This is a genomic window from Paenibacillus sp. J45TS6, assembly GCF_018403285.1.
Lineage (GTDB): Bacteria > Bacillota > Bacilli > Paenibacillales > Paenibacillaceae > Paenibacillus.
Map to the genome: position 1 here is coordinate 1 of NZ_BOSJ01000033.1, position 16,979 is coordinate 16,979.

Below are 16,979 nucleotides of genomic sequence, written 5' to 3' on the forward strand. Positions count from 1 at the left end.
TATGTGATGAAGAATTGGAACATGCCCTCCATCTCATTAACAACAGACCAAGAAAATGTTTAGGATGGAAAACAGCCCACGAATCTTTTGAGTATGAAGTGTCGCACTTGGATTGACAATCCGTCATATCAAAAATTGGGCGAATTTGATAAATCTAGAGAGTACATATCATTTTATGCTAATCTAGATTGGCTTACCGATTCGTCAGAAACAAGTAAGTATATCATTGATAGTTTCAAATTTTTTGCATCAGCAAACGAATTGCAACTTGATATCTTAGAGGGTAAAAAGGAAAGGCTTTCAGAATATATAGAATTCCTAGATAAAAACACAGATCAAGCAATCCCGGGTTTAATTAACATCCTTCGCTCTGCTAATAAGTTCGACTATAATGTCGATTCCGTAGTTGATCATCTTTCTAGGAATGTAAAAGATGATTATGCTGTCTATACAGATAAAGTAAGAGCTTCACAATATCTATCTTACCAATACCAGCTTGCTCTCTATAACCATAAGAAAATGGATCATAAAACTGCCATAGACATTACTCTTCACATTCTTGTTGCTGCAGACAAACTGAGTAATGATAAATATTTTAAAAAAGCAGTTTCTTTATTTGAAATTCTTAGAAGTTTTGGTAGTGTTTCTCAACTTAAAACATGCTATGATATTCTAAATAATATCATTATGAAAGGAGATCTTCCCAATGAAAAAGGCCATTCTTTCAACCATCATGGTGTTGGGTCTATTACTGCTTATAACTGATATAAATTCTGGTATACAGCTGCTTGACCATGGTGCAGATTTCAGACCTAGATAAATAAGTCTTACCTATCAACTATTCACACATTGAGTACCAAGGTGCTGTGAATAGTTTTTTATTCCATAATTATGCTTTAATACACATCATCTTTTTGTTTTTTCCCAAAAAGCTCTTTTAGTTAATAGTAAGTATTTTATGAATTCTGATAGAATAGGATCTATTTTAAGACTACTAAAAATACTTGGTATCTAGTATAAGCAAACCTGTACGAAGCTAAAGAACAAGGTGAAAATTTGGATATAAACTAAAATAACCCCATTCAAATTGTTCGAAAGTAGATCATCAAATGTGTGCCTGGCTATACTTGAACCAGTATTTATGACTTTACTAGTAAATCCGGTGTTTTTGTTTTCATTTCTCTAGGATTCCCCCTGTAAGATAAGAGAGTCTCGGCAGAAAAGGAAAGTCCAACCGTATATTTATTTTCACTTTGCTGTTTCTAGTTACCATCCAATAAACGCATACGTACGTGTATTTTGAATAAAAAACCCTCTTACAAACGGGGGTCTCTATATTTGTCGTGTGCTAAATTTTCTTCCTCATTTGGTCCTGATCGAACAAACTAATTAGTCCTTAAGCTATTATGTAGTGATGATAGGCTTGTCCTACTGTAAGGTCAGCCACTTCCCCCTTTTTAACTCCAGAACAAAAAAAGAACCAGCCTAAGCCGGTTCTAACCATATCCCTTGAAATCCATACTATTCAGTTAGGACCGATAATGGAACAAAGAGAACGGTTCCTTTATTCCTTCAATAACAACATAAAACAAGACTACCCCTCCTTCTTAGGGAGGGGTACATTAAAAGAAAGACAGAATGAAGTAAATGACGAGCCATCACCATTAGCACTATCACTGTCCTGGCAATTTTAACATACATCATAAGGATCGAATATTACAGCGATTACCATATTATAAATAACGTCTACAATTAAAATGAACTATCTACAACAAAAAAGATAAAACACAAAATATATTAACGTTTTTGGAGACGTAAAACACCACAAACCTTTCGGTTTTCAGGGGTACTCCGTATCCAACCTTACTTTCAGCAAAGAAAAGAAATTCGCCCAGCCTTGATTGTTTATCAGAAATTTTGATTCCGGTAGAACCGTCATAAATCCTGGCGTCCACCTGCGTCATAGTTATCTGCTGTGGGGCAAATTGCTAGTTATCATATCAAGCAGTCCATACCCTTATGACATGGTTGCTAATTTGTCTCAAGATATGGAGTCAGTTCTTTATGATTCTTGGTGTTCTTGTATGGAAGGGTTTCCCCATATCCTTTTTATATAAGCTGCTTCTTGTTCTGGCGTCGCGATTGCAGCGGTTACGTCCCGTTTCTCGCCCTTCAATTCAATTAATTCGTTATATTCCTCATCAATCTCTGAAAAGTCTCCAGTCTCCCATTTCCCAGCAATGTTCCTTAGTTCGGAGTAACCGTCCCAGTTTGTGTGGTTATACTCGATTACTTTGACTAACTGTTTAATGCGTTCCGTTGTCATTTGAACCGAAAAAACTTCGGGTCTATTTATAGAGATTTTCTGTTGTGTCATACCAAGCATTAAGCGAATAACTTCATCTTGCTCCGATTTTTTACCGGAATATAATTTCATTACCTTGTCGATTTCTGCATCTGTAGATTCGGTCTTAATTTCTCCGATTTTGCTCGGGCCTACCCAGTCAATGCGACCGTTGAGTTCTCCTGCGTCCTTTCGCACTGTTTTATTCATGGTCATATTAATAAAGTCATAAGCAACCAATGAACTGACCGTTATAACAAAAACAGAAGCAACGACGATCATGATTTTTTTAGTTTTCGACATTTATGAGTTCCTCCAGTTGATTTAGTTTGTAACTGTGTAGACCCAGTGTAGTGGGATAGCTATCCTCATTGTTAAGCCGAACGATTCTCCTCTTCGTGGTGTTTCCTCCTAATATGCTTATAAATATAATTCCCCAACCTTTTAACGGTTTTTTTCTAAAAAGTTTCATATTTATGAAAGAACGTCTGTCTAGATAAGACAACATTTTTTGAATTTCTGAGAGTGATGAAAGTATGCTAACAAGCTAATGAATGATCAGAAGGATGAACTTGTTCAGTATTACAAAAATAGAATTAACCTTTTATATGAAATAACAAAGAAGACCCCTTCGCTAGCAAAGAGATCTGTTATGAAGCGGGTGATAGGAATCGAACCGGCGTGTTCAGCTTGCAAGGCTGAAGTTATACCAGTAAATACACCTGCGTTATAAAGTATCGGAATAACACGATTTTAACATGCGGCCCCCTGGCCCAAAACCGGTGCATTACCAAGCTGAGCTACGTCCCGGTATTTGAAGTGGTATGTCTAAAGAGATGGAAACTTGCGATCTATTAATTCGTAGTTAAACACTCTATCCAGCTGAGCTACGGGCGCAGGCAATTTGAACTAGTCTTTTATTGCAACTTCATCTCCGTTTGCTAGAGGGTGTCTAACAAATGGGGAATGGGATGCAGTTCACAATTCCAAACATATAACACAAAGGCATGCGTTCTGTAATATACAGAACGCATGCCTCAGACTGTAGACAAACTCGTTATTGAATCGAGAATGTCTAATTTTAAATAAAAATGGGGTCCTCAGATCGATTTAAAACGATTTTTTTCAGTTGAGATGAGTCTCCCCACATAAAAATTGTTATGTCGCAAAGTCCTTTCGGACTTTGTCGACACTCTGAGGCATGCGTTCTGTAATATACAGAACGCATGCCTTACAAGTTACTTCTTTATTTACTTGAGGTACTATTCAGGAAATTCAGTCTCAATAACATGTATTTGCTGAGCCTCAATGTCTGTTTTAGAAATATTATCTTCATAACTAAGTGCTATACCCGTTTGGTCATTTTCAGGAATTTTAATTTCATTAATGTTTACTTCCTGAGCTACAATGCCTGTTCCAGAAATTTTACTTTCATAAATAATACCTGTTACCGTTGCATCTGGGTCACTCACAAACTGATAGCGACTATATTTACTTGGAGACTGAGCTCCTTGTACTGTCACATACTCAATACCATTTTTATAATTTGCAGCGGCATTAATTTCTTCTTTCAAAATAACTGAACCAGATCCTGTAATGGTTTTATTATTCACAAGTGTAGTACCTGGCACTATTAATCTAGCGCTTGCTGCAAGATCAATGATACCATCATTATTAACTGCGTAGCCAACGTTTGATAACGTTAACTGTCCCTCTTGTACAGCCATCTTTCCATGGTTATACGTTTTTCCGTTTAAATTAATGTTACCCTTACTTAAACGAAGCTCACTGTTTTCTTGAATGGTTGTCATTCCAGAAACTGATAAACTTGCATTATTGCTTAAATTCAGCATTTTATTAATTGTAAGATCTCCATAAACACTCACATAACCTTTAAGAGAGGTAGTATAATTCTCATTTGAACCAATGATGTTTAGTGCACCATTCAGTTCTACATTATTATCAATGCTAAGATTACCTTTTACATTAATGGCACCCTCTTGCTGTACAAGTAAGCCAGCTTGACCACGAATAGATAAGAATCCGCGCTCTGGAACAGAAATTTCTCCACCTTGTTCTACTCTTATTGTGCTATTCGAGTACACAGAAGTCACATAGTAAGTTTTTTGTGAATCTAGCTGCGAGTTAGTTGTAATCTTCCCACCGTTAGCTACTATGAGATCTTTATTGACACTAACATATGATCCTCCGTTATCAGTTCCAACTAATCGGAGCTCTCCTCCTGAACCAATTGTAAAGTTAGAATTTGTAATAGAAAGGTATTGATTTTTTTTCAGCTCTAACACCTTGTTCAAGGTTATAGCATCTCCGTAGTATGAAACATAAATAGCTGAGTTTTCTTTTAGTGCTGCAACTACTTCAGTCCACTTGTCTGTATTAATATATTCCTCATTTGCTCCTACATTTTGAGATGATACTTGAATATTAATATTCACTTGTTGCTTACGACCATTTGCCTCAGCCGTTATATATAGATATAAGTAATTTGATGTTCCGGCCATCTCTTTAAGGTTTTGATCAGCCTTTGTTGTCACTTCTAGAAGGCCTTCATTATTTAATTTCGCGTCTAAATCAATATATTGTTGTTTACTATTTTCATCCCAATAGTATCCGCTAGCTTTAACTCCCTCATTCTCATATGATTCATCTTTAAAAGGAGTAAAGACCAGTTTTAAGCCAGAATAATTATTATAATCAATTTGTACAGGTTTTTCGGATTGCCCATAAATATTCTTCTCAAATGAAGCATTTAAAGAAAGAGCATAGTTATTATATACTGCATCTCCGCTTAAGTAGCCATTTAAATAGGAATAATAATCCTCGGTTTCATCACTTGTAGCTAGTAATACTGCCTCTACCGTTCCAACTCCGCGATTCACAGCAAAAGTTTGTTCTCTAGTAGCTGCGCGTTCGTCTGTTTCTACAGCAACAGTTACAGACTCTAAATTAATTACTTGTCCATCTTCATTGAACCACTTTACAAATGAAGAATGATTACCTGTAATTACTTTAGCATCTTTATCCGTAATTGTTATTGGAACAATAATATATCCATTTACATCAACAGCATCTTCAACCTTTGCACTAGTAGCAGCCTCGGCTGAATCCCGAAGTGCATACTTCGCTGCATTATCAGCAGCCGTAATGTTTAGCATATAATTAAGATCAGCATCATAAGAAACTGATTCAGATAAAAGAACCTTAACTATACCATTTGCACCAAAGCTGTAATCTTTAACCTTATCCCCTTTGGCATCTACAAGTGATAAGCGATTTTCTGGAACATATGCTCCCTCAAGCCATAAAGCTTTAATCGTCATATCCATATAGATTGGAGTTTTATTCAAATCAACATTCCAACCGTTAAAGAAATAGCCATCTTTTGTAGGAGCGTCAACTGCTGGAGTTATCTCGCCAAGCTTTACTTTTTTAGGTTCAATTAAACTTCCGCCATCTGTATCGAAAGTAAGTGTCAATGGAGGAATATTTCCAATATACACTGTGCTTAGACCATTAAGCTCAACTCGAACAAATTGTTCACCGTTAATCTCAACAACCTCTCCAAGCGAATTCTCCTGCTCACCTTTTTTGTTTGTATGTCCGATTAGGAATACGTGCTGACTAATATCTTCGTCTGACTTCAATCCTAGATTCGCTTTAGAAAGCGTTAATGTCGTTTTTCCAACCGGATGAATTTCAGTAGATGTATTGTCTTCTGACTCTACTAATAATTTAGCATCTATTGCAAAATAATTAATAGCAAGATCAGCGGCATTTGCATCTGCAAATTCATTTTCAAGAGTTGCTGCTACATTTTCTTTTTCCTCTTGAGGAACTTCAGTCTCAGAAGCTGTTATGGAGAAAGAAACAGGATCTGTATCATTTAGAGTAATCTCATTTCCTTCCTTATCCATATAAATCACATCATCGGAAACAACAACCGGTGTACTATTTACATCCTTATTAGTAAGATATACGGACGCTATAACTGTACCCGTCGCCAAACTAGTTACTGTATCACTATATGCTCCCGTACCAGTCACCTCTGCAGTAATGACTGAGCCTACATCAAGAGATTCAACAGTATACGTGTCTGCTTCTTTTTTAAGTTTATCACTAACAAACCATTTCACAGTTTTTGTTGCATCAGATGGTGTTACAGCAACCGTTAACTCATCACCAGAACGAATAACTGCACCTGTTACTTCCTTATCGTTACGTTGAATTGTTGCATTTGTTACTTTAATCGTGGAACTACCTTCATCGTCTCCGTTACTTTCACCGCTTGGTGGTGTAGGTGCTGGTGTTGATGGTGTCGTTGGTGTTGATGGTGTTGATGGTGTTGATGGTGTTGATGGCGGTGTCGTTGGTGTTGATGGTGGTGTCGTTGGTGTTGATGGTGGTGTTGGTGCTGGTTTATCAACTTTAAGTTCAGCAGACTTTTCTAGAAAACGCTCAGTAATTACTGCTACAACTGCCCGACTTGCTTTTCCTGTAGGATTAAACGTATTTTCTGTTTCACCTTTAATAAGTCCTAATGCCACTGCTTGATATACTGCTTCCTTAGCCCAAGAACTAATTTGTTCATTATCAGCAAATAAATCGCTAGATTGATAGTTACTTAGATCATAACCCATATATGTAGTAAGAAATCTAATCATTAATACTGTAATTTGCTCACGATTCAGTAGATCATTTGGACCAAAAGTTCCATTGCCATACCCTTCAGTAAGCCCTGCCCCTTTAGCCCAAGTTATTGCATTCGCGTACCAAGCATTCGGAGGAACATCAGTAAAGCTCTGATCTTTTAGTACAACATCAGGACCATCTAACTTTTCCGATAACCGATGTAAAACAGTAATAAACATTGCTCTTGTCATTGAACCCTGTGGCTCAAATTTACTTTCTGAACTTCCTTTAAATAGCCCCGCTTGTACTACCTTTGAAATAGATTCTTCTGCCCAGTGACCTTTAATGTCACCAAAATCATTTGATTCTGCAGCAAAAACTTGTGCTGGCAACAACCCTACAAATAAGATGAATACTAATAGAGCTGCCATGTTTCTTTGAATTCTTAATCCTAAATTTCCCACCTACGCATTACCTCCCAATAAATATAAAATATTGTAATCATTTAAAAAATGACACCGGATCAGGTTACCAGTATTAATAAATATTGTAAATGCAATTAATTCCATATTTATGCATGCATTAAAAGAGCATATCCCCAGTACTATTTTTAAAGTTGCTGCGACTATCATTATAGATATCGAGTACTGTAAATCATTTAAGGATGTAGTATATAATGGTAAAAGATACACCTTATAACTTGACTGTATTTTTGAGCACATCGCACATGGGATAACGAATACGCGGAGGGATGGTTTTGAACCGGAGAATTTGGTTTCTGGCTGTAATCACATTGATATTTACAGTAGTATTAACAGCCTGTGACAGACATTCGACATCAGAAAAAAAAGCAGCAACCGCGAAGATCGAAAAACACCTTGTAGAAAAGTATGAAAAGGAATTTACAGTGGAAACAGCTGATGATCTCTTTATACACGTTCCTGGAGAACTCACTGGAGATGTAGTGGGCTTTGAAACACAGGCTTATCCGGTAGATGCGCCCGAAAAAACGTTTAAGATAGAGTATTGGGAAGAAAAGGACATCATTGAGGATGACTACATAAATCACCTTATGGCTGAGAAATTGAAAAGCGAATTATCGGAGCTCATATCTCCCATTTTGGGCAGGGACATTAAAATCGACGCCGGATATGATAATGGGGCCTGGGGAAATATGCCGGATACTAAATACACTCCCGCTACATTAACCGGGGATTATGATTACTCTGCTCTTGTTAACGTATATGTGAAGCAAACGAAGAGCATAGATAAAATGGCTGAGGCAAAAAACATTGACCTAATCCAGAGAAGCTTGCTGCAAAAAGGGATAGAGGATGTAATGATCGCTTTCTACTACATGAGTCCTGATGAATTTGAGATTATTGAGCAAACCAGAAAAGAAGATGAAGAGAACAATCTCTATAAGATATGCCGGGCCTCTGCCTCATGCTTAGTTGCTTCCGGAAGGGTAGATGAAGGCGAAGTTGTGTACGACTATAATCAGATTATGGAGAAATTTGACTTGTACAGAGAGATTCCTTATCAGCCCGTGGACAGCTGAATTCGCTCTTTATTGATTGTTTCGTCATTTAAAAGAATAGCAGGGCATAGATTCTCATCTATTGAAGAATCTATGCCTTTTCTTGATCTCCAGTGGGGTGCTTCAGCACGGAGCAGCGGTTCGTTCGCAGAGCGTCTGGAGGAAAATAACAGTATTCCAGACTATTGATCGGTTGCTTACTTTTTCTAATTAAATTATCGTTTTCTCGTTAGTTTAATAAGTCAAAATGAGATGTATCATTAAATTTCTTTATAACATTTTGCTCAAAAATATTTTGACTTAGAACTGTAACTCCACCTACTGACGATGAAAAGTACGCATTTTCTATCATCTCTGGTTTAAACTTCATCCACCAAGCAATTATGTAACCTAAAGTTCCCCCGTGCGTTACAATCAATAAATTATTGTCTTTTTCTGCATCATATATTCTATCCATACAATTACAAACTCGAATATAAAATTCCCTCCAACTCTCGCCATCTTGAAATTCCTGATAATCTATATCAAATCTACTTTTTGATCGTGGGTTTCTATTAGCTCTTGCCCAATCCTTGGTTTTTCCTGCGGCAACTCCAGTATTAATCTCACGTAAACCTTTATCTTGAATCACATCTAAATCTAATTGTGTACCAACTATATCTGCTGTTTGTGACGCTCTCAACAAGTCAGATGAATACAATGTAAAGTCAGTATTACCCACCATTCTTGTTAATTTTTCACTCACAGTTTGTGCTTGTTTTCTACCTAACTCTGTTAATGGTGTATCTGTCCATCCACCTGACATATTATTTATATGATGCTCTGATTGACAATGCTGTATCAAGATTATGTTACGCATTCGCTTTTCCCCTTTACAATGGTATTACTACATTACTACTTTAAAGTCTATTTCCTTATTGTAGTAACGTGCTTCTTAAAAGTGAGCTGTATTATCAGCCCTACATTTCACTAAAGCACTCGTTAGTGCAAGAAGAGTGAATTTATTTAATTCCACAACAATATTTCCAAACAGTTCTTCACCAACATACGCATCTAAGTTCCATATACCAGCAGTAGGAAATTCCATTGTACTGGGAGTATGGGCATCAGCATCATTTAACTCTGAACCTAAAACTTTATCATTAAAGATAACTACCTCTTGTTTTGTATCTGTATTTATTCCAATTACTTTAAATGGTTTACGACTTAAATTCTCTCCCCATAAATACCACATATATTTAGCAGGTTTCTGCTCCAATAGTTTAAAAAAAGCAACTGGGCTGTTGATCGGTTGCTTACTTGTTCTTCTTGAACTATCGTTTTTCCGTTAGTTCAATGAGTTTAACAAAATAATTCACAAACAATCGAGAGCTAAAGAGATAATTTATCTTTATTTCTATACTCTTTCCAATCCCATTAAGTACCATAAATCTCGTCATGTAGAAAACCATCGTTCTCTTCTTCCTCATTAGGCTCACGATAATAATCGGTTACTCAGGAAATATTTAGTAAGTAACCTGTAAAATTTTGTGTGATACTTGAACAAAAAAGGAATCCTCGGCTTTTGCTCAAGGAGTCCCTTTCCTTTTACTCTATACTTTTATTGTCTATCATATTTTCGCTAACAATATTGAATCCAATAGTCTCTCATAAATCACAACTCGTCATCTAAAGAGAAGGTTACGATCAATAGGATTTCTGAATCGAGATCTTTATTTATCCTCTATTAGCTCATCAAATTTTTCAACAAAATTTGAAATTTTAGAATCTAATTCTTGATCTGCTTCACCGTTCATATAATAATAGACTATCAAATTACCATTATTCACAAGATAAGTTTTATACTTAGAATCTTTGAAAGATTTCTCTTGTTCCTCTGCTTCTTCTGTATCTTTAAGAAAATATATCGCAAAATTTGCATCTTTATTTAAAAAATAATGATAATAATTTTCCTCCATATTATCCCCGAATGTTACTTCGATTCCTTCATTACTTAACATGTCTCCAACTTTTTTAGGAGATATCTTGTCTCCACAAGCAGTTAATAACAAAATTAAGCAGAAACATATTGCTAAAGACCATAACTTTTTCATTATTTACTCCTTATTTCTTAATGTTTAAATGATATTGTAAATCTGCAGATGATACTTTAAAATAACAGGTTCCCGGAGGACTTAGATATACATCGTTCCGTTCATCATAAGCTTCATAATCCTAAAGTTTTTTCGTTAGTTGAACTTCTTGCAATTAAAATAAAAAGATAAACAGAGGAAAAACAGACCTATAAAGAACATGACTCCACCTATCACAACATTGGAGACTATCTATCGTTTCTACGTTATTCAATCATCCCAATCTTCAAACTCCTTGATTAACTCTGGGATCTTATCGCTGCTTCCCTGTCTGTCTTTAGCTGGGCTGTAATCATTATCCGTTTGATAGGGAACCACTGTCTTTACGCTCTTATGCGTTTTTCTTTGAACTTTGAATCAGCATATCTATTAGAAACCCCACACCAAACCAGAACAATACGGCAGCAATATAAGCTAAGGATATCGGGATATCAACTCGGTGCATACCCGGAATAAATTCTTTAACCCACGCTAAAGGACTAACTCCCATAAGTAAAAGATTTAATTCATCTAGCCCTAATAAATTTACTATTACTGCTAAAAAGGCAATGATAGGTAACCATATACGAAACTTTTTCATTAACTTCACTCCTTTACCCAGCCCCTAAGACAGAAGTATATCACGACATTGTTATGCTTAGCAGTTATAATTTACCAATGTTCAACTTTATGTGTGTATACAGTAGGCACAATATGCATACCCAGGTGCCACACATTTATTGAGCTATACTGCCCAATAACTTAAAGAACAAGCAACCAATCTGTTGATCGATTGCTTACTTGTTCTTCTTGAACTATCGTTTTTTCGTTAGTTTAGCCACACTGCATTTCACAAACTACTCTCTCAAAGCATGAATCAGTAAGATCATCCTCATGAACCCAAAAATAAATCCTTCCAACATCTCCCCACATAATTCCGGTTTTTTCTTCTTCGGAATCAATTTGTAGTAGTAAACGCCATTTTAATGCGGAATTAACAACCTTCTCACGAATATCCGAATTATTCAGATCATCCCAGCTGTACGGACCAACGGCTATTTCACAACCGACTTGCATATCGCCTTGCATTTGATCAGGATGACCCATAAGTCTGTTTACGTACCCTTCCTTTGACCAATGCGGTAAAAATGATTTCCAATACTTATCATAATCATCTCTGTTACCATTCCAGTCTAACCCCAAACTTTTCAAATAAGCTGACTCAGCAGTTGGTACAGATAGACTCGTTTCATATAAAATCTTGTTCGGCTTTATTATTTCTGAATCAATTGAATTATTAGGAATATTTCTTCGTGAAATTTTCGAGAGGCGGTCTGAATCGATGTAGATTACTCGACATGTGTGAGGATCATTATAAAAGTCATCGTCCTCATACATAGCTTTTACAGCATAGAAAAAAGACAGCAACCCACTTTTAGGAAGAGAAATATCTACTGGACAATCTGCCAAGTTAATTTGAGCAATAAAAGTCATATCATAATCTTTCCATAATGGCCATTCTATATCATCAGGAAGATCAGGATTACCTCCTACCTTGCTTCCTCCAATAGGAATCATAATGTCAGATACAGGTTTAAGAAAAAGTTGAGCTGTAGGAAAAGCCCAGTTTGCAATGGCATGTCCATATTGACCTAATCCTACTTGTTCAAGTTGTTTTACTACAGTTTCTTTGTTCAACATTATATTACCTCCAGGGAATCTCTATTAACTTCATTGCATCATATATTCTCGAAGGATAATTTACTATCCTTCCTTAGCAGTTCACACATACCCTAAGGGAGCAACTGCCAACTGCAAGCTGCTCCCTGCTGTGTTCAACTAACGTTGCATTATCCTGCCCGTTTGCATAACTAAAAGGAGCAACTGCCAACTGGCAAGCTGCTCCCTGCTGTGTTCAACTATCGTTTTTCCGTTAGTTTACTCTAGAAAATGGTTTCATTTTGTGAGTCAAGCTTTTTTGAAAATCCAATAGAGCGATAAAATAAATCAGCTTCACAATTATCAGTCTTTAATACAAGCATTATATAGTGATTTCTGGCTCAGCAATAATTGAATCCATTAGCTTACTGCATTAAATTACAGGTATCTAGATTTCTCACTTTTACTATTATACATCCATTCACCTAACTCACCCCCGTGGTTTTCCACACGCTGTAATTCCATCTAATCGGTAATCGGACTATGTTCTTGTCCATTCCGGCAATCGGTACAAGTTCTTGTCCTTGGCTCGTGACAAGAACTTGTACCGATAAAATAAAAAAGCTGCTAAAAAAGAGACTTCAATGGGACCATGTTCTTGTCCCTCGACAACTCGGTATACCCTTGATCAAAAGTACATTTCCTCTCCAATTCTTTGCTAGAGTACTTATTGATGAGCTTGTTATAGCCATTGAATGGGAACACAGTTCCTGTTCAATATACTTTAGAGCAATGAAGCTGGTCCCTTGACCATAAAGCAGCCTTTAGCGTTTCAGTCATTCTAAAGAAACTTACCACCTTAACTTAGATATTCGTCTGATCGGTAATGGGAATAAGTTCTTGTCCTTGGCTCGTGACAAGAACTTGTACCGATAAAACAAAAAAGCCGCTAAAATAGCGACTTCAATGGGACCATGTTTTCGTCCCTCGACAGCATGATATAACAAAAAAGTGCCAACATCGAAATGTCATTGTCAGCACCCCTCTATATTACATATTAAAACTACTTCTATTGTTCATTCTATAGGCAAAGCATACTTTTGTGTGCGATGACGATCACCCTGGCGCTTCACTAGCCAGTCATTCTTTTCGCTTTGAATATACTCAAGCAATTCAACAATGATATGTGACTTGGCATCTTCTTTCGGAATACGTATGGAATTGCTGATTTTTTCGATATCATCCTGATACAAATCAATAATCTGTAGCATAGCTTCCGATTCTTTCTGTCTCGCTTCTTGAAGCAATTTTAAAAATTCACGGTCTGTAATAACTGTTGTAGCATCTTTCTCTTCCATTTGTTCACCGCCTGCTGGCTCATATTTAACTGCAAAGCTACTTCTTTTTCTGTTAGATCTTCGACATAAAGTTTGTAAAGAATAGTTCTACCTTGTTTTGGCAGTGTTAAAAGAAGGTCTTTAACCAAGATTCTACTATCCCAATTGTCCGTGCGGTATGATGCCTCAGGAGTGCCATTAAATAAAGATAGTTCCTGCTTTCGTTGTTTCTTTTCGTGATACTGCAGACGCCAACCAATCCGATAGACTTCACTACGAAACCGTTCAACCATAAAATCTTGCTTTTCCAATGCTGATCTCCCCTTCTGCAACTATGCTTGTAATTAGGAGTTCCTAGATGGCTATTCTTATTTATAGAACGTATGTTCTTATTTTATCACAAAAAAACATATTTTAACAGTTGGTAAATTTCAAGTATGTATAAAATGGTCTGAAAATTGAAATCCTTTGCTTTTATTTATAACATTGTTAATTAAAAAAGAGCAGCGTACATATCGCGCTGCTCTTGCTTTAGTTAATAATGTTGTTTACTTTGTTTGTTCCATTTCGTCTTCTGGATAAACTTCTTTGTAGTTCTTCATCAAACTCTTGTCCCCTACAAAAAAGGACTCGACAACAGGAAGAGCTTCGATAGTATATTCTACACCGTTCTTGACTCCGCCTCCTCCGTCCATCTTTCCTGCGCCCTTATTATGAATATCCTCTATTTGGTCAAGTTCCTTTACCTTATTTCCTTCTTCGTCTACATAAAAGTATCTGTCAGTAGAAGTACCATAAAAAGCATCTTTGTTAGATGTTTTAAGGATGCCATCCTCTCCAATTCGGAAGGTAGTTACTCCGTTCTCCTTCTTAATCTCTGGATACTCTGATTGATCGTATATGATATAAGCCCATCCAACGTAATCTTCTGGAATTAGAAATTCAAACTTTCCATTCGCCTTACTGCAACCTGCCGCAACGAAAACAAAACATATTGCCATAAAAAAAATAGATAACTTTTTCAAAAAAACCACCCTCTCTGGTTGTTAAAAGCCATTATAAAACTCCCCTATATATGAAGAGCTCGTTAGTAGAGTGACTTCATATACTAATCCTGCTCATAGCAGGAAAAAACACGGAGGTGCCTTACATGGCTATTTCATTTGCTGTTCGTATTATCTCATTTATTTCAGAAGCTTGGGTAAACTCACCTTTTGATCCCCCAAGTCCTGCTTACAAAGTAGATTTCAAAGGTGACAATCGAACGTTCTCTAAAGACATGGAAAATGCTTCATACCGTACGGTTCAACAAATTAATTTCAAATTCGATAACAACTCAGGCGATTGGAACAAATATGCTAAAACAGGGATAACTACTGAAAGACTTACAAACAGAAACACCGGAAAAGTTACCTATTCAACTGGCCAAGCTAGCGTATCTGGCATAACAGCCAAGCTCGATGCTTCTCATCTTCTCGGAGAAAATAGTGATTGGATCAGAGTCCTTTGTGAAGGAGCCGTTGCCGATCCGTTAATTGGTGTTGCCCCAGCGGTAAACTATAAGTTCTATGTTTATGCCAATAAACAAGGGAAAATCGAACTCGAAGGTATGCACGATGGATATCCTAGCTTTGAAGTCTATGCTCAGGTAAATGGAGGTACATGGCAAAATATTTATTTATTTGAAGAACAGACAGTGGCGAGCCTATTCCCTCCTATGGAGATTAAAGGCGTTTATAAAACAAGATACATTATCTAATAAGTCCTAAAGTAACGTTAGGACATACGATAAGCTAGCCCCTTGTCGTATGTCTTTTTTATATTGTCGTCATCTGGTATCGTTTGCTTACAATTTTTTCCACCAACGTCTTCATGTACATTTTATCAGAATTTCGACTCAAAAGTCCATGAGAGATTCATAGGCGCTGCAGGTTATTCGCGATGGTATCCATCACATTCATCATATCCAGCTCCAATTGATTGCACCTCGCATCTTCTGTATAATAAAGCAAAATAATAAGGCAAGGGCGGGTATACAGTCAGTTGTATCAAGCCCTGCTACAGCAGAAGTAATCCATCAACTTGTCAGAGTTGGGGTGGATTACTTCTTTTTTGCGTCTTTAAGGATTTTCGCCATCACTTTCATCAAAGTGACTGCAAACGTCGCCCCTGCAATAAATCAAGTAATTTTATCATCCATATTATCACCCGTCTTGCGTTAAACCCTATTGCTATAAAACTTAAAATTAATGATAATATTGAAAATGTAATGCTAAGTACAGTAAATAAAAACATTGATAAGAATGCAATTATTCCAAAAATATATGAGACTTGAATTATGCCCAAGTTCGTTTCCCTTTGATCTTTCATGGGTACCTCACACCTAACCTCAAAAATATATCCTTATGTTACCATATTTGAACTAAATTTCTTCGTTAGTTGATCGAACTTTTATAAGTGTAGTGGTTCAATCTTCATTGTTGACCTTCTAAATACTAACGTCATATTTTTTCTTATCTACTGTAGTAATAGTGTCTTCAGCTCAATCAAATCGTTTATAACGATGTCAGCCTGAGTAAGTTCATCGCTTTGTGCAAAATCAAAATTACATCCTATGGCAACCAAACCGTTGTCTTTTGCTGCATTTATATCTGATAGGCGGTCTCCCACTACTGCTGCATTAGTAATCCCATATTTTACGATAATACTTCTGACTAAGTCCGACTTGTTCAAAGATTCAATTTGTTGAATACTAAAGGTCTCAGTAACCCAATTATCCAAGTTATAATGACTCACAATTGCATTTAGATATTCTTTTAAACCATTACTTGCTATGTAAATTGAACAATTATTTTCTTTTAAATGAGTGAAAATTTCCTTTACGTTTGGATATAAAGCACCTTTCCCAAATCGTATATTCTTTATTAACACTTCCAGAAAGTAAGCATCCGTCTCTTTTCTTACTTCATCAGAATGATTGGGTAATAATGCTTCCCAAACTTTTGGTAAAGGCACTCCCATAATTTCACGGTATTTTTCAATAGGCGTTGCTCTATCCCATTCATTTAGTGACCTTAGACGATCAAAAGCATCTTCGAGTGATGTCTCTAATATTTTTTCTGTTTGAAATAATGTTCCATCCATATCAAAAATTAGTGATTGCGACATAGCTCCATCTCCCCTTTTCAAACTATATTATACATTTTTATACATGACGGATTGTAATATGAAGTGCGACACCTAGTTCAAAATAAAAAATGGCCCATGGCCGGATTCGTGTAGAATGGAGTTACCACACAACACCTACAAGGAGAATCCGCCATGAGCTATACACATCT

At 36.5% G+C, this 16,979-nt stretch carries 14 protein-coding genes and 1 pseudogene; 4 read left to right on the top strand and 11 right to left on the bottom strand.

Going from position 1 to position 16,979, the window contains the following annotated elements; all coding sequences use genetic code 11:
• Window positions 1–116: pseudogene (locus KJS58_RS24175) on the top strand (IS30 family transposase); the annotation flags it as partial.
• Window positions 94–765, top strand: coding sequence for a hypothetical protein (locus KJS58_RS24180; RefSeq protein ID WP_213536184.1), 672 nt, complete (start codon window positions 94–96; stop codon window positions 763–765). The pseudogene KJS58_RS24175 and the gene KJS58_RS24180, both read left to right, overlap by 23 nt.
• A gap of 1,297 nt (window positions 766–2,062) precedes the next feature.
• Here the strand turns inward: KJS58_RS24180 and KJS58_RS24185 are convergent.
• Together KJS58_RS24185 and KJS58_RS24190 are read right to left on the bottom strand one after the other, a co-directional pair.
• Window positions 2,063–2,647: a DUF6241 domain-containing protein gene (locus KJS58_RS24185; protein ID WP_213536186.1), complete on the bottom strand. Its 585-nt coding sequence runs from the start codon at window positions 2,645–2,647 to the stop codon at window positions 2,063–2,065.
• A 959-nt stretch (window positions 2,648–3,606) separates the two neighbouring features.
• Window positions 3,607–7,458, bottom strand: a complete 3,852-nt coding sequence (locus tag KJS58_RS24190) for an S-layer homology domain-containing protein (RefSeq protein ID WP_213536188.1) — start codon at window positions 7,456–7,458, stop codon at window positions 3,607–3,609.
• A 293-nt stretch (window positions 7,459–7,751) separates the two neighbouring features.
• Between KJS58_RS24190 and KJS58_RS24195 the strand changes: the two genes are divergently transcribed.
• On the top strand, window positions 7,752–8,555 hold the full coding sequence (locus KJS58_RS24195) for a hypothetical protein (RefSeq protein WP_213536191.1): 804 nt from the start codon (window positions 7,752–7,754) through the stop codon (window positions 8,553–8,555).
• Between the two features lie 208 nt (window positions 8,556–8,763).
• On the opposite strand, the gene KJS58_RS24200 is transcribed toward KJS58_RS24195, so the two are convergent.
• The 8 genes from KJS58_RS24200 to KJS58_RS24235 form a co-directional block, all read right to left on the bottom strand.
• Window positions 8,764–9,393: a histidine phosphatase family protein gene (locus KJS58_RS24200; RefSeq protein ID WP_213536193.1), complete on the bottom strand. Its 630-nt coding sequence runs from the start codon at window positions 9,391–9,393 to the stop codon at window positions 8,764–8,766.
• Between the two features lie 75 nt (window positions 9,394–9,468).
• A complete protein-coding gene (locus KJS58_RS24205; RefSeq protein WP_213536195.1) occupies window positions 9,469–9,792 on the bottom strand; it encodes a hypothetical protein in 324 nt (107 codons plus the stop codon).
• 454 nt (window positions 9,793–10,246) lie between these two features.
• Window positions 10,247–10,627: a hypothetical protein gene (locus KJS58_RS24210; RefSeq protein ID WP_213536197.1), complete on the bottom strand. Its 381-nt coding sequence runs from the start codon at window positions 10,625–10,627 to the stop codon at window positions 10,247–10,249.
• A gap of 370 nt (window positions 10,628–10,997) precedes the next feature.
• Window positions 10,998–11,246 (bottom strand): hypothetical protein, encoded by a 249-nt coding sequence (locus KJS58_RS24215; protein WP_213536199.1) that lies wholly within the window; start codon window positions 11,244–11,246, stop codon window positions 10,998–11,000.
• Window positions 11,247–11,479: 233 nt separating this feature from the next.
• Entirely contained in the window at window positions 11,480–12,346 is an 867-nt protein-coding gene (locus KJS58_RS24220; RefSeq protein ID WP_249717890.1) for a YwqG family protein, read from the bottom strand.
• A gap of 1,034 nt (window positions 12,347–13,380) precedes the next feature.
• Entirely contained in the window at window positions 13,381–13,662 is a 282-nt protein-coding gene (locus tag KJS58_RS24225; protein ID WP_213536201.1) for a hypothetical protein, read from the bottom strand.
• Window positions 13,614–13,952 carry a sigma factor-like helix-turn-helix DNA-binding protein gene (locus tag KJS58_RS24230; protein WP_249717891.1) on the bottom strand — a complete coding sequence of 113 codons (339 nt, stop codon included), beginning with the start codon at window positions 13,950–13,952 and terminating at the stop codon, window positions 13,614–13,616. The genes KJS58_RS24225 and KJS58_RS24230 overlap by 49 nt, the downstream gene beginning before the upstream one ends.
• A gap of 237 nt (window positions 13,953–14,189) precedes the next feature.
• Complete coding sequence (locus KJS58_RS24235) at window positions 14,190–14,642, bottom strand: DUF6843 domain-containing protein (RefSeq protein WP_213536203.1); 453 nt, start codon at window positions 14,640–14,642, stop codon at window positions 14,190–14,192.
• A 149-nt stretch (window positions 14,643–14,791) separates the two neighbouring features.
• On the opposite strand from KJS58_RS24235, the gene KJS58_RS24240 reads away from it, so the two are divergent.
• The gene (locus KJS58_RS24240; RefSeq protein ID WP_213536205.1) at window positions 14,792–15,400 is read left to right on the top strand and encodes a DUF3238 domain-containing protein; all 609 of its coding nucleotides are present in this window, start codon (window positions 14,792–14,794) and stop codon (window positions 15,398–15,400) included.
• A 758-nt stretch (window positions 15,401–16,158) separates the two neighbouring features.
• Here the strand turns inward: KJS58_RS24240 and KJS58_RS24245 are convergent.
• On the bottom strand, window positions 16,159–16,809 hold the full coding sequence (locus KJS58_RS24245) for an HAD family hydrolase (RefSeq protein ID WP_213536207.1): 651 nt from the start codon (window positions 16,807–16,809) through the stop codon (window positions 16,159–16,161).
• Between the last annotated feature and the right edge of the window lie 170 nt (window positions 16,810–16,979).

Excerpts from the sequence above, each read along its gene's own strand:
- KJS58_RS24180 (WP_213536184.1), top strand. The coding sequence starts at position 94 with ATGAAGTGTCGCACTTGGATTGACAATCCGTCATATCAAAAATTGGGC.
- KJS58_RS24185 (WP_213536186.1), bottom strand. The coding sequence starts at position 2,647 with ATGTCGAAAACTAAAAAAATCATGATCGTCGTTGCTTCTGTTTTTGTT.
- KJS58_RS24200 (WP_213536193.1), bottom strand. The coding sequence starts at position 9,393 with ATGCGTAACATAATCTTGATACAGCATTGTCAATCAGAGCATCATATA.
- KJS58_RS24210 (WP_213536197.1), bottom strand. The coding sequence starts at position 10,627 with ATGAAAAAGTTATGGTCTTTAGCAATATGTTTCTGCTTAATTTTGTTA.
- KJS58_RS24215 (WP_213536199.1), bottom strand. The coding sequence starts at position 11,246 with ATGAAAAAGTTTCGTATATGGTTACCTATCATTGCCTTTTTAGCAGTA.
- KJS58_RS24220 (WP_249717890.1), bottom strand. The coding sequence starts at position 12,346 with ATGTTGAACAAAGAAACTGTAGTAAAACAACTTGAACAAGTAGGATTA.
- KJS58_RS24225 (WP_213536201.1), bottom strand. The coding sequence starts at position 13,662 with ATGGAAGAGAAAGATGCTACAACAGTTATTACAGACCGTGAATTTTTA.
- KJS58_RS24235 (WP_213536203.1), bottom strand. The coding sequence starts at position 14,642 with ATGGCAATATGTTTTGTTTTCGTTGCGGCAGGTTGCAGTAAGGCGAAT.
- KJS58_RS24240 (WP_213536205.1), top strand. The coding sequence starts at position 14,792 with ATGGCTATTTCATTTGCTGTTCGTATTATCTCATTTATTTCAGAAGCT.
- KJS58_RS24245 (WP_213536207.1), bottom strand. The coding sequence starts at position 16,809 with ATGTCGCAATCACTAATTTTTGATATGGATGGAACATTATTTCAAACA.